Source organism: Trichocoleus sp. DQ-U1 (assembly GCF_039961925.1).
GTDB lineage: Bacteria > Cyanobacteriota > Cyanobacteriia > Cyanobacteriales > FACHB-T130 > FACHB-T130.
In genome coordinates this window covers 1-12,866 of the sequence record NZ_JAMPKB010000111.1, presented here as the reverse complement: position 1 = coordinate 12,866, position 12,866 = coordinate 1, and the positions used below count along the sequence as shown (strand labels likewise).

Sequence of the window (12,866 nt, the reverse complement as noted above, 5' to 3'; positions counted from 1 at the left end):
TTCTCGATTAGTCCGCAAAACCCTGTCGTTTTCAAAGTCATTAGAGAATCACCTTGGCGCAATTTGGTACTTCATCCATCATTACAATGCATCATTACTTCTTTAGCACTACCAAGTAGCGTAGCTGTCCCTGTTCTACGCCCAGATACAAGCCTAGCTCCTCACTCCAACGCCAGCCCTTTTCATTTGGGGCAATTTCCTGATATTGATTTCCCATCAATCGAAAACCTTGAAATTCCAGCGTATCTGGGGAAAACCAGAAATATTCCGGCGTGCGGAAGCGGTCTTGATACAAGTCTTTCTTCAAACTACGGTCTGTCGTAGCGGTAGAAGTTGATAGCAACTCGATAATCAAATTGGGATACTTGCCATCTTCTTCCCACACCACCCAAGCATTGCGAGGAGATTTTTGGGTCTGTTTGACCAAGAAGAAATCGGGACCCCGAAAATCACGATTTCTCAGTTGTTGCCGACTAAAATAAATCGTGAGATTGGCACCGATAAAAAAATCCTCTCTTTCGCGCCACAGCCATTCCAGACAAGTGACAAGCAACAGCAGTTGCATATAGTGCAAAGAACTTTCCATTTCTGGCTCATCGCTATACAGTTGGCTAGCGTCGGGCATCATTGCATCTAGTTGCTGGGCAGTTAAAGTCATCTTCTCTCCCTCGCACTGGTTTAGCTTTATTGTGGCGGATGAGAAAGCGATCGCACTTTTAGGGAATTTCAAAGAGCGATCGCCATCAAAGCCTATCGAGAAAGACATAAGTTACTCTGGTTTCTACAATTGTGTAGCGGCAACTTCTGTCGTCCGACTTGCTGAAGACTGCAACAGCAAACCGTATTCAATTCCCTCGACGACTGCCTGATAAGAAGCTTCCAGGATATTGCTAGAAACCCCCACAGTTGCCCAGCGCTGATGACCGTTGCTAGATTCCACGAGAACGCGAGTTTTGGCTGAAGTTCCCGCGCCGCTGTCGAGAATCCGCACTTTGTAGTCAGTCAAGTGAAATACGGCAATTTCTGGATAGAAATTGACTAAAGCTTTGCGTAATGCAGCATCCAACGCCGAAACGGGACCATTTGCTTCCGCAGCTTCCAAAATATCTTTGCCATTGACAGCGACTTTCACCGTGGCAAGGGCGTTTGCATTCCTGACAATATCGCAGTGGACTTGAAAGCCTTTGAGTTCAAACATTTGCTGTCGCTGCCCCAATGCCTCGCGCATCAGCAAATCGAAACTTGCTTCTGCTGCTTCAAACTGATAGCCTTCATTCTCTAGTTCCTTGAGGCGGCGTAGAAGTTGGCGACAGGCGGGATCTTGCTTATCTAGGTCAATGCCAAAGCTGCGAGCCTTTGCCAAAATATTACTTAATCCAGCTTGGTCGGAAATCACGATCCGACGCTCGTTGCCGACTTGTTCTGGCTGAATATGCTCGTAAGTCAACGGGTTCCGCTCAACCGCTGAAACGTGTATGCCGCCTTTGTGAGCAAACGCAGAACGACCTACAAAGGGTGCGTGTTCATCGGGAGCAAGATTGACGACTTCGCTGATTGAACGACTGGCAGCTGTCAGATGTAGCAGTTGTTCGTCTTGAATACAGTCATAGCCCAGTTTGAGTTGCAAATTGGGAATCAGAGAGCAAAGGTTAGCATTGCCGCAGCGTTCGCCGTAGCCGTTGATCGTGCCTTGCACCATTCTGACTCCTTCCATGACAGCGGCTAAAGCATTCGCCACCGCTGTATCAGAATCATTGTGCGTGTGAATGCCGAGAAGCGGGAGGTTTTGAGTCAGGAACTCACTGCTGGCTTCTGACTGCTGAGCGCTGATTCCGATTACACTGGCGACATCCCGGACAATTTGGCTAATTTCGTGAGGAAGCGTGCCGCCATTGGTATCGCAGAAAACGAGCCATTCTGCACCGGCTGCAATCGCACTTTCTAAGGTCTTGAGCGCATAATCCCGATTGTGCTTATAGCCATCAAACCAGTGTTCGGCATCGTAAATTACCCGCCGCCCCTGACTGCGGAGATATTCAATCGTATCTCCGATCATCGCCAGATTTTCTTCTAAGCTGGTCTTCAGACCTTCTGTAACTTGTAAATCCCACGATTTGCCAAAAATCGTCACCCAGCGCGTCCCCGCCGCGAGAATGGGCTGCAACATCGGATCTTCTGCCGCAGTTGTATTTGGACGGCGAGTAGAACAAAAAGCGACAACTTCCGCGGAGGAAAGCGGTTCTTCTTTCAATTGCCAAAAAAATTGTACATCTTTGGGATTCGCCCCAGGCCAACCGCCTTCAATGAACGGAACGCCTAATTTATCTAGCTTTCGGGCAATTCGCAACTTGTCTTCGAGTGACAGCGATAGCCCTTCGCGTTGGGCACCGTCGCGCAACGTCGTGTCGTAAATCCAAATTCGGTTTGTTTGATCTGAGTGCATGGGAAGTTGTCGCCGAGGGAGAAAATTTAACAGCTAATTTTGTAAAGAACTGTAAAAATAAAGTGAAGATAAATTGTCACTCAAGAGGCTCGTTGAATCCATCATTATGCCAAAGGTAACAGCTCAAGGAAAAACGTTTGAGTGCAGTACGGGTGCTAACCTGCGTAAAGTGCTACTGGAAAATGGCATCGACCTCTACAATGGCAAGGCAAAAATCATTAATTGCCAGGGGATTGGCACCTGTGGCACCTGTGCAGTGGCAGTAGAAGGAAACGTTTCCGAAGCCAACTGGAAAGATAAAACCCGGCGATCGCTTCCTCCTCATTCTCCCACGGCAAACCGTCGCTTAGCTTGTCAAACCCAGGTTTTAGGAGATGTCAAAGTAACCAAATTTGATGGATTTTGGGGACAAGGCACTCAAACGGTTTGGACGCCACAAGGATAAAACAATTTCAGTTTTAAATTTTAGATTTTGAGTTAAAAGCGTGTCACAAAATCTTGAATTACACTCGGAATCAGCCCAGTCGGAATCGGCGCATCCCAGTCATTTCGTTTTTCGCATTTCCCCCCTGATTCGCATCACGTTGATAGCACTTTACCTGGCACTGACGATTCCGCTACCGTTTTTGTCACAGGCATCTGCGTCACCTGTACCGCCTTGGTTGCTGTGGCTGGGAATTGCCTTAGGGTTAGTCCCGTTATCTGGCGTCCTCAGCGAACGGGTAATTGTGGATGATGAAAAAATCCAGGTCACTTATCCTCGCTGGGTTCCCGTTTTCTTCCGCAAGGGTTGGTCGTTAGCTTGGGCAGAAGTCAAAGATTTAAAATTTCGCTCGACAGGGCAAGGTGGAATCGTTTATTACTTTGTAAGTAAGTCAGAGCAAAAAGCTTATTTGCTACCGATGCGGGTCGTTGGCTTTGCTCGGTTAGTTAAACTGGTGGAAGACAAGACGGGAATTGATACAACTGATGTTCGTCCTTTGTCTCAGCCTTGGATGTATCTAATTTTGTTAGTGTTCTCGCTGCTGCTTTTTGTTACAGATGCGTGGACAATTTGGATGGCGACTACACAAGGACAATTAACATAATTTTTTGAACTACGAAGACACGAAAGCACAAAAAAATTTGCTGCGGCTGGAACGGGTAAGCCTTGCAGCGCCAGTTGGTTCGCAGTATTTATTGAAGGAGATTTCGTTTGAGGTATTTCCGGGCGATCGCTTGTGTTTAATTGGCCCTTCTGGTGCCGGAAAAACCTCGCTATTGCGGCTATTAAACCGGCTGTTAGAACCCACTGCTGGCACAATTTACCTAGAAAATCAAGATTACCGGAAGCTTCCGGTTATCCCGTTGCGTCGGCAGGTAATGTTGGTTTCTCAAGAACCAAAACTTTTGGGAATGACGGTTAGAGATGCCTTAGCTTATCCTCTGGTTTTGCAAGGAGTCACGAAACAGGTTATTCAGCAACAATTGCTCACATGGATCGAGCAACTGCACATCCCAGAAGATTGGTTAGGTCGGACGGAAGTACAACTGTCGCAAGGACAACGGCAATTGGTAGGAATTGCCCGTGCCCTGGTTATCCAACCTAAAATTTTATTACTTGATGAGCCAACATCTGCCCTAGATGCGGGTCGTGCTGCTTATGTCCTGCAAGTATTAACGCAACTTTGCAACGAGGGAAAAACTACAGTATTGATGGTCAATCACCAGTTAGATTTAGCCCAAATGTTTTGCAATCGGGTTTTGTATTTGCAGGATGGGCAGTTGCTTGAGGATGTCTCAGCAGCACAGATAGACTGGACTAATTTACGCGATCGCTTCATCCAAGCGGAAGCCCAAGCCGCCCAAGATTGGGGTTAAAAAGAGTTGTCATGAGTGATGAGTCATTAGTTAGTAACAACAAACTAATGACTATCGACTGATAACGAATAATCTTTTACCCAATCGACGGATTATTTCTTCGTAGCAATCGCTAATTTCGCTCCTTTTACCTTACGCAATTGATCCATCACCGCCACGACTTGACCGTGATTGACTCCTTCATCAGCATTTAGCACGACAAGGGTTTCTTGCTCAGATGGAATTAGCGATCGCACTCCGGTTTCCAATTCCTCTAAATCAATTGGTTGGCGGTTGAGAGCGATTTCTCCCTCTTCGTCAATTGACACCGTTACGGGTGTCGATTTTTGAGCTTGTCCGGTCGCTGCTTTTGGCAAATTTACCGATAGCCCTTCTGAACGGGTCAAAAACAGTGTGGACATGATGAAAAAGGTCAAAATGGCGAAGATCACCTCGATCATCGGCACGATGTTGATCTGTACTGGGATATCCGGCTCATCGGGTAGTCGCATAGGAAGGCTCTCCTTTCTCATAACGGCGACGGTATAACAGTTCTAACTGCCCGCCGTACTCTTGAATGTGCGCTGACTGCCTCTGATAGAACCCTCGAAAGGCATTTGAAAACACGAGGGCAAAAATCGCCACAATTAACCCGGTAGCAGTGGAAACTAACGCTTCGCTAATCCCTGCTGTAACACCGACCGTCTGGCTACCTCCGACGCTCCCTAGCGTCAGCGAGGCAAAGGAGTTAATCAATCCTAAAACCGTTCCCAGCAACCCCAGCAGAGGGGACAGGGCGATGATCGTTTCAAACACCACATTGAATCGCTTCAATCCCGGTAACTCTGCTTGCGCTTCACTTTCTAGCGCTAATCGAAATTCTTCTGGATTGGGTTGTTCCAGTTCCAATGCTGCCAAAAAGATTCGCGCAATCGGCAAGTCAGCATTCTGCTTGAGCCGATGCACAGCAGCTTCGGGATCGTGCTGATAAAGCTTCATCACGTCTCGGACAACCCGACCTTGCCGTCGGTTAATGCCATACCAAAATCTTGAACGCTCTATTACTAGGGCGATCGCTAATATAGAAAATGCTAGGAGTGGCCACATGACCACGCCGCCCGCCGCAAAAAGATTACTAATTCCCATCTAAGTTTCTCTAGGGCACTCAACAAGGCTTAGCCTACCAGCTTACTTGAGTCTTAAAGCTGATAGAAGTTCTCAAGAGAAATTAAACCTAATGAGAATCTATGTCAAGCAGTTCTCCACAACTTGGGGAATAATGATTTTTGTTAAGTAATTTTAACGGAACTGTTGAAAAGGTTGAGAAGCCTATCAAGGAAAGGTTTGGAGAGGGTTTGGCTAAGGTGATAACAGCCCATTTTCCTGGTTCTCCCTCTTGACATTTACTTCAGTGCATCTTACCTTGACCAAACAAGTGCAAATAACTTGCAATAATATATGGGCTTGTCAACTGTTGCTGTTCAGCAGCGAGAAAAAGAAGAAGAGGCTCTGAGGTCTTTTATTGCCTATAGCCTCATCGGTTCCCTAGCGCTCCATATCGGAGTATTGGCGATGAGCAATCGTTGGGTGAAAACATCTGACATTATTGCAGAAGAGCCAATGGAAGTTGTGGTTCTCGATCCTGAGAGCCTTGAAGCTTTGGAACCAGAGGAAGATACACCAAAAGAAGATCAACAAGAGCAGACGCCATCGGCAGCAAGTTCAGTTGCAGCCGGAGGTTCTCGCATACTTACGGGTTCTAGGCAGGAATCGGAAGAAGGTTCAGTTGCAGCAGAGAGTTCGAGTCAAAGCAGTACACCCGATACCAGTACAGCTACGCCAGCATCTCAACCTCGCACGGAACCAAAAGCGATCGCTCCCTCTCCACTAGTAGCGTCGCAACCCGCGCCTACACGCCCTGAAGTGGTACCGCAGCCAGTGCGACAGCCGCTTGCAGTAAATTTACCTCCGTTCAGACCCGCTCAAACGCCCAAACGAGTCGAGCAACGAGTCGCTCCCGATCAAGTGGCAAGCGTGCCGCCCAAAGCAGTAGAAAAGACGTCTTTGGAACGCACTGAGGAACCCAATCGAGCAAGTAACTCGAAGCCAATTCGCCAACCTAGCTCGGTTGCCGTTGCGCCGTCTCCACAGAGTGACAAGCCAGCAGCTCCAACACAGGCGAGTCCTTCTTTCCAGCAACAAACGTCTGAAAGATTTAGAGATTTAGTTAGAGGAATTACCGGCTCCAGACAAACTCAAGAAAGTGCAGGAAATAGCGCTAGCCAAACTGATAAAAGCAGTGCCATCGGCGGCTCTACTGTGGCTGCCGGAACGGGAAGTCTGCTAGGAAGTGGTTCTGGTACAGGTAGTAGCCCTGAAGGCTCAGGACAAGGAAGCGGTAGGGGCACTGGTACAGGTAGTAGCACTGAAGGCTCAGGACAAGGAAACAGTAGGGGCACTGGTACGGGTAGTAGCTCTAGTACAGGTTCAGGACAAGGAAGCGGTAGGGGCGCTAGTACGGGTAGTGGCACTGGCACCAGCAAAGAACCGGGAAGCGGAAGGGAGGTAGCGATAGTTCCGGAAAATTTCAAACCGAGGATCGAGCCAAGAACCGAGCCAAGAACTGAGCCAAGAGACAGGGATGAAGAACGTCCTTCGAGAAGATCGGGAGCGAGCCGAATCGGTTGCGTTAAATGTGACAAGCCCGACTATCCAAGCAATGCGAGACGGCAAGGCGTCGAAGGCGCATCCAAGGTCAGTGTTGATGTTGACGACAAAGGGAATGTCACCAATGTTCGGCTGTCGCGTTCCAGCGGTAACAGCGAACTTGATGAAGCTGCTGTGAGAGCGGCAAGAAATTGGAAGTTCAGTTCTTCCTCTGGTAGACGACAGGGGGTTGTGGCTTCAGTTGATTTTCAGCTAGAAGGATCGGAGCGATCGCGTCGTTCTCGCGAACGTCGTCGCACAGAATCGGCATCTTCCAGCCGTAGCTCGGAGTCATCGACTCCCCGGCGGCGGCGGCGTTTGGAAACAGCTTCTTCTTCCACGAGTGCTTCGGAAACACGCCGGATTAGTCGGCGGCGGCGTTTGGAAACGGCTTCTTCTTCCACGAGTGCCTCGGAAACGCCGCGTCGTTCTCGGCGGAGGCGTCTGGAAACAGCATCTTCTTCCACAAGTGCCTCGGAAACACGCCGGATTAGTCGGCGACGGCGTTTGGAAACAGCATCTTCTTCCACGAGTGCCTCGGAAACACGCCGGATTAGTCGGCGACGGCGTCTGGAAACAGCATCTTCTTCCAGGAGTGCCTCAGAAACGCCGCGTCGTTCTCGGCGGCGGGTCGAATCTGCGGCTGCCAGTCCGTCCCAGCAAGCCCCACGGGCACGGCGGCGGCGGGTGGAATCTGCCTCTAGTTCGACCTCTAGACCGTCACGGCAAGCCCCACGGGCGCGGCGGCAGCGGCGTCTGGAAGCCGGTTCAGCAAGTCAGGCACAACAAGCTCCACGGGCGCGGCGGCGGGGAGCTGCACCTTCCTCAGCAGAATCATCGGGTTCAGCTACTACGAACAATGAATAATTGCCTCTCAACCAGAGTGGGTATAGACTCTTGAACTGATTGTTGAATACCCAATCACTCGTCACTAAGTAGATTTATGAACATCAAGACAGCGATCGCAATTCTAGGAGTTGTTATCGGAGTGGGTGGAGTGAACCCTGTAGTTCGTGCCCAAACTAAACCATCCCCCACTCCTACCAGTCCTCAAATCAAACCATCCCCCACTCCTACTAGTCCCCAAATTAAACCGTCTGCTCCTACCAGTCCTCAAATTAAACCGCCTGCGTCTACCAGTCCTCAAATTAAACCACCTGCTCCCAGCAGTCCCCGCCTCCAAGGGAATCCTGAGGCGCTGCTCCAACAGGGTTTGGACAAACTTGATGCGGGAGACTACAAGGCAGCCGTCGATCTGTTGTCGAAGGTGCTAGAAGTAAATCCCAATGATACGGAAGCTTACTATAACCGAGCCGTAGCTCTGGTTGAGCTAGAGGACTACGAGAAAGCGATCGCTGATTACAGCAAAGTGCTGCAACTCGATCCCAAGGATGATGAAGCTTATTTGAATCGAGGACTAGCTCGGACTGAGTTAGAAGACGACGCCGGAGCGATCGCTGATTACAGCGAAGTTATCAAACTAAAGCCCGATCAAGCAGAAGCTTACTATCAGCGAGGAATCGCTTATGCTCAGCTAGAGGAAGATAATAAAGCGATTGAAGACCTTCAGAAAGCCTCTGAACTCTTCGCTACGCAAGGCAAGCCAGATGAATCCAAAGAAGCACTGGCGCTGATCAAAAAACTTCAGCCATAGCCTAAATCGAGAGGCTGAGCGACGCTCAGCCTCTCAGCGTTTTTTTGAATTTGATGTGATAGATTTTTGACCCGCGCCGCCGCTTCAGGAGTCGCGCTTCAGGAGTCACTAAGTGTGTTAGGGTTTTTTCGCTGATTTTTCAGACACTCTAGTTTCGCGTGTAGAGTTGGCGCGTGTACAGTCGGTGCGTGTAGAGATTGGCTGCGATCGCCCTCGTGATTTCTCTAAGACTCAATATTTTGTAGCCATCGGATCTATTAACAAGGCGAAAAGCAATCGTTCTCCACTCTAAACCAGCCTGCTGGTGGATTAAATTCGCCTTTCTTGAATAACTTTCTTAATTAGAGAAAACACTTTTATGAGGTTTTGTCAATTATTCGCTTGCTTAACTTCTTTAACCAATGTTTAAAGAAGTTAAGCTTGAGCCAATTACTGAAGAACAAGTGCCCAAAATTAGCCATTTGTCAATCTTTCTCTTAGGCGATGCCTCTAAATTTTTGGTATTGCTGAATGCAGAGATGTTTAGGAAAATACCTGTATTGAACGATACTTTAAGTAGTGAAGTAGCAATCGAACCGAATGAGCCAGCATTTCTGCTGATTTCGAGTAACACAACGTCTTCCGATGTAACCGGGCTAAGTAATGGCGTAATCGAGTATTTTCATTCTCTACTCGTGTCATATAGGTCTTACTCACAATCTGGTCTCCATCGGGGATAAAGCCTGGATAAACGGGGTTCCCATCGGTGACGTAGAAGTAGCTTTTCCAAGCCATAACCCTTACCCAAAGAGGCTTAAAGGTCTGTGCACTATGATCTCCCAAGACCCACCCCAGGATGCCCTGAGTGAAGTGATTCACTGCCGTCCACAGCCAGATTTTGTTTTTTTTTGAGCCAATATAGGTCTCCAGTTCATCCAGTTCCCCAACCTCAGGAATGGTCGGTTCTGGTGGAGCATCAGGAAGTTGTTCCCCAGTTTGTTTGACCCAATAAATGACGGTGGTGTGATGCACTCCGGTTGCTCGTTCGATTGCCCGAAATCCCATGCCATTGACATATAGGGTAAGGCAATGCTGTTTGATTGCCTCAGAATACCCTTGAGGGGGATCGTAAACGTCAATAAATTGGCGATGGCAACGGGTGCAGATATGATTTTGTTTACTCCCACGTTTCCCGTTTTTTCTGATCTCCGTAGAGCCACAGTTTGGACACTGCATCGTAGTCATGCTGAATTCATCTTTCTATTATGCAACGCCAAATTTTTTCACTTGACTTTTGCACAGGCGTCGTTTTATCTTAACCACACTAATGATAATTACTTGCAATAAAAATCAGGCTTGTTAACCAAGACCTGGGTGCATAAATTAGGTGTGTGGAAACGGAATGAAACTACAGCAATTACTTCCTGGCTTGTTGCTCGCAGGCTCAGTTGTCATGACAGTGGCTCAGCCAGTACGGGCTGATGTCGTAGTAACAGGTGTGCAACTCAACTCAACATCCGACGGCTTGCAAGTGATTTTGCAGACGACAAATGGAGCAGCACCCCAAGTGGTCACATCCAGCTATGACCAAACCCTGCTCATTGACCTGCTTAACGCCCAGCTAAGCCTTCCCGAAGGGGATACGTTTACTCAGGACAACCCAGCCTTCGGCATAACTTCTTTAACCGTAAACCGCTTGTATGGCAACAGTGTTCGGGTAACGATCAAAGGCGTCGCAGAACTGCCAGTCGCAGAAGTCGTGCCGAGTCCGCAAGGAGTGGTACTCAGCTTAACAACCGCCTCCGAAACAGCAGAGGCTTCCCCTCCTAGCCAAACGCCAGAGACGGCTGACTTTGAGCCTTCTGAGTCGCCCCAGACCCCTTCAGAGGCTGAACCTGGTGACGAAACCCAACCAGATGCAGATGCTTCAGTTGAAGAGCCAGAAGAAATTGAACTGGTGGTCACGGGTCAGCAAGAAGGCGGATATAGAGTCATCGACGCCACAACCGCCACGCGAACCGATACACCATTGCGCGACGTTCCCCAGTCCATTCAGGTTGTCCCTCGGCAGGTGATTGAAGATCAACAAGTCGTAAGAATCACAGAAGCCGCACGCAACGTCAGTGGCGTTGTGCGAAGCGAGGGTTATGGAGGCGCTACTGATAACTACACCATCCGGGGATTTGCCATCTCCAGTAACCTGAGAAATGGTTTCAGCGATGGCGGTTTTTACTCATTAACGGATGTCGCCAACATCGAACGAGTCGAAGTTCTCAAAGGGCCAGCTTCGGTGCTTTATGGTCAGATTGAACCGGGTGGTGTCGTGAATTACATCACCAAGCAACCGCTGAGCGAACCTTATTATGCCGCTTCATTTACGGCTGGAAGTTACGACTTCTATCGCCCATCGATAGATATTTCTGGCCCCCTCGATCCTGACAAAAATGTATTGTATCGATTGAATGTTGCCTATGAGAATTCAGGTAGTTTTAGAGATTTCGTAGACAGCGAGCTTTTCGTGGTTGCACCTGTCTTAAGCTTCAAGATTACCGATAAAACTACCTTAACCCTGGAGTATGAGTACCTGGATCTCGATCGAACTTTCGACCGAGCCTTTCCACCGCTAACTGCGATGTTTGATCTTCCCATTAGTCGTTATTTAGGAGAACCCAACGACAGTTACAACCATAGAAGCCATAAAGCTAGTTATGTTCTGGATCACCGTTTTAGCGAAAATTGGCGGCTCCGGAATGCTTTTTCAGCTCAAATCGTTGATACAGAGCGTAAAAATGTCCAAGCACGTACCTTCCAATTAGAGGGAGATGGACGCACCTTACGGCGAAGATATAATGACTCTGATGAAAACAGAGAAGATTATTCTCTGCAAACAGACTTGGTAGGCAAATTTAATACTGGCTCGATTAATCATCAACTTCTCATTGGGCTTGAGTTAAGTAAAATTAGAAATGGCTACACATTACGCAGAGCAAATTTCCCTTCAATTGATATTTACAATCCAGTTTACGGGTTTCCTCGTCCAAACAGTTTCGGTGACGCCTTTGGCAGAGAAGAAAACACTAATACGTTAGGTATCTATGTACAAGACCAGATAACATTGTTGCCAAATCTGAAATTACTGATTGGCGGTCGATTTGATTCGGTCGAGCTTGACATCGAAGATGTTTCAGACGCTTTGAATGGAAGCGAAGCTGAAAAATCCAGCCGTTACTTTGAAGCCTTTTCACCCCGTGTTGGAATTGTTTATCAGCCGATAGAACCAATTTCACTCTATGCCAGTTACAGCCGCTCTTTTCGACCAAATATTTTTGCTTTTACGTCGAACGGACAGCTAATAGAGCCTGAAAGAGGTACCCAATACGAAGCCGGAATTAAAGGCGAATTTTTAGATGGCAGATTGTCCACGACGCTGGCAGCTTACCAGATAACGAAAACAAACGTTGCCACGGCAGATCCCAATGATAGTGATTTCTCAATTGCAGCGGGAGAAGTTAAGAGCCGAGGCATCGAATTGGACGTGAGGGGAGAAATTAGACCCGGTTGGAATGTTATTGCATCTTATGCCCATATGGATGCTTTTGTTAGCAAAGATGAGAGCATTCCTGAAGGGGACGAATTGGTTAACGCGCCAAATAATAGCGCTAGCTTGTGGATGACTTATGAATTCCAAAGAGGTTCTCTGCAAGGGTTAGGTTTTGGAGCTGGAGTATATTTTGTGGGGGCGCGGGAAGCGGAGCTTCCAAATACCATCGAAATCCCTTCGTATTTGAGAACTGATGCCGCTATCTTCTATCGGCGGAACAATTACCGCGCTGCTCTGAATATCAAGAATCTCTTTGATATCAAATATTACGATTCTCAGGGCTTCTTAGTTTACCCCGGAGCGCCTTTAACTTTGTTGGGGACATTTGGGGTGGAATTTTGATGTTTTAGGCTCTGGCTAAGCGGTTAATCTGGTATCCTCAACGCCATTCTGGTTAAAGCTCAATACTTTTCGATGAGTAAGTTTCATCGCTCAGAGATCCTCCCAACCCCCTTTTTTGAGGGGGACTATGTTTCTCTATTTGTTCAGCTCTATTTGAGAGGAACTAGCCTTACTGAAAAGTATTAGATTAACCTGAGTTCGGGATAAGGAGGGGACAAGCGAGTAAGCTAAAAGTCATCACACAACAGCTTTACAGGCTCGTCCCATGCTTAGTCTAGAAGAACTTTTTTGCTCTGTCGATG

10 protein-coding genes and 2 pseudogenes are annotated in these 12,866 nt (G+C 48.0%); 7 read left to right on the top strand and 5 right to left on the bottom strand.

The window, feature by feature from the left end; genetic code table 11:
- Positions 1 to 106 (top strand): annotated as a pseudogene (locus tag NDI34_RS25775) (IS1 family transposase); the annotation flags it as partial.
- A 9-nt stretch (positions 107 to 115) separates the two neighbouring features.
- Here the strand turns inward: NDI34_RS25775 and NDI34_RS25770 are convergent.
- Positions 116 to 658, bottom strand: a pseudogene (locus tag NDI34_RS25770) (Uma2 family endonuclease); the annotation flags it as partial.
- Between the two features lie 123 nt (positions 659 to 781).
- Positions 782 to 2,443, bottom strand: a complete 1,662-nt coding sequence (cimA, locus tag NDI34_RS25765; protein ID WP_348234241.1) for a citramalate synthase — start codon at positions 2,441 to 2,443, stop codon at positions 782 to 784.
- Between the two features lie 106 nt (positions 2,444 to 2,549).
- On the opposite strand from cimA, the gene NDI34_RS25760 reads away from it, so the two are divergent.
- The 3 genes from NDI34_RS25760 to NDI34_RS25750 all read left to right on the top strand — a co-directional run bounded on the left by NDI34_RS25760 (position 2,550) and on the right by NDI34_RS25750 (position 4,303).
- Complete coding sequence (locus NDI34_RS25760; RefSeq protein WP_348234240.1) at positions 2,550 to 2,888, top strand: 2Fe-2S iron-sulfur cluster-binding protein; 339 nt, start codon at positions 2,550 to 2,552, stop codon at positions 2,886 to 2,888.
- 115 nt (positions 2,889 to 3,003) lie between these two features.
- The gene (locus NDI34_RS25755) at positions 3,004 to 3,531 is read left to right on the top strand and encodes a hypothetical protein (RefSeq protein WP_348234242.1); all 528 of its coding nucleotides are present in this window, start codon (positions 3,004 to 3,006) and stop codon (positions 3,529 to 3,531) included.
- 4 nt (positions 3,532 to 3,535) lie between these two features.
- Positions 3,536 to 4,303, top strand: coding sequence for an ATP-binding cassette domain-containing protein (locus NDI34_RS25750; protein WP_348234239.1), 768 nt, complete (start codon positions 3,536 to 3,538; stop codon positions 4,301 to 4,303).
- A 92-nt stretch (positions 4,304 to 4,395) separates the two neighbouring features.
- On the opposite strand, the gene NDI34_RS25745 is transcribed toward NDI34_RS25750, so the two are convergent.
- Positions 4,396 to 4,794 carry a biopolymer transporter ExbD gene (locus NDI34_RS25745; protein WP_348234238.1) on the bottom strand — a complete coding sequence of 133 codons (399 nt, stop codon included), beginning with the start codon at positions 4,792 to 4,794 and terminating at the stop codon, positions 4,396 to 4,398.
- Positions 4,778 to 5,428: a MotA/TolQ/ExbB proton channel family protein gene (locus NDI34_RS25740; RefSeq protein WP_190532450.1), complete on the bottom strand. Its 651-nt coding sequence runs from the start codon at positions 5,426 to 5,428 to the stop codon at positions 4,778 to 4,780. The genes NDI34_RS25745 and NDI34_RS25740 overlap by 17 nt, the downstream gene beginning before the upstream one ends.
- Positions 5,429 to 5,740: 312 nt before the next feature.
- Here NDI34_RS25740 and NDI34_RS25735 point away from each other — a divergent pair, with 312 nt between their 5' ends.
- Positions 5,741 to 7,855, top strand: a complete 2,115-nt coding sequence (locus tag NDI34_RS25735; RefSeq protein WP_348234237.1) for a TonB family protein — start codon at positions 5,741 to 5,743, stop codon at positions 7,853 to 7,855.
- 76 nt (positions 7,856 to 7,931) lie between these two features.
- The gene (locus tag NDI34_RS25730; RefSeq protein WP_348234236.1) at positions 7,932 to 8,642 is read left to right on the top strand and encodes a tetratricopeptide repeat protein; all 711 of its coding nucleotides are present in this window, start codon (positions 7,932 to 7,934) and stop codon (positions 8,640 to 8,642) included.
- Positions 8,643 to 9,164: 522 nt separating this feature from the next.
- Here the strand turns inward: NDI34_RS25730 and NDI34_RS25725 are convergent.
- Positions 9,165 to 9,857 carry an IS1 family transposase gene (locus NDI34_RS25725; RefSeq protein WP_190673239.1) on the bottom strand — a complete coding sequence of 231 codons (693 nt, stop codon included), beginning with the start codon at positions 9,855 to 9,857 and terminating at the stop codon, positions 9,165 to 9,167.
- Positions 9,858 to 10,023: 166 nt separating this feature from the next.
- Here NDI34_RS25725 and NDI34_RS25720 point away from each other — a divergent pair, with 166 nt between their 5' ends.
- Entirely contained in the window at positions 10,024 to 12,564 is a 2,541-nt protein-coding gene (locus NDI34_RS25720; RefSeq protein ID WP_348234235.1) for a TonB-dependent siderophore receptor, read from the top strand.
- Positions 12,565 to 12,866 lie beyond the last annotated feature (302 nt).

What these genes read in the sequence shown, in the direction of transcription:
- NDI34_RS25735 (WP_348234237.1), top strand. Translation starts at nt 5,741, where the DNA reads ATGGGCTTGTCAACTGTTGCTGTTCAGCAGCGAGAAAAAGAAGAAGAG.
- cimA (WP_348234241.1), bottom strand. Translation starts at nt 2,443, where the DNA reads ATGCACTCAGATCAAACAAACCGAATTTGGATTTACGACACGACGTTG.
- NDI34_RS25745 (WP_348234238.1), bottom strand. Translation starts at nt 4,794, where the DNA reads ATGCGACTACCCGATGAGCCGGATATCCCAGTACAGATCAACATCGTG.
- NDI34_RS25725 (WP_190673239.1), bottom strand. Translation starts at nt 9,857, where the DNA reads ATGCAGTGTCCAAACTGTGGCTCTACGGAGATCAGAAAAAACGGGAAA.
- NDI34_RS25760 (WP_348234240.1), top strand. Translation starts at nt 2,550, where the DNA reads ATGCCAAAGGTAACAGCTCAAGGAAAAACGTTTGAGTGCAGTACGGGT.
- NDI34_RS25730 (WP_348234236.1), top strand. Translation starts at nt 7,932, where the DNA reads ATGAACATCAAGACAGCGATCGCAATTCTAGGAGTTGTTATCGGAGTG.
- NDI34_RS25740 (WP_190532450.1), bottom strand. Translation starts at nt 5,428, where the DNA reads ATGGGAATTAGTAATCTTTTTGCGGCGGGCGGCGTGGTCATGTGGCCA.
- NDI34_RS25720 (WP_348234235.1), top strand. Translation starts at nt 10,024, where the DNA reads ATGAAACTACAGCAATTACTTCCTGGCTTGTTGCTCGCAGGCTCAGTT.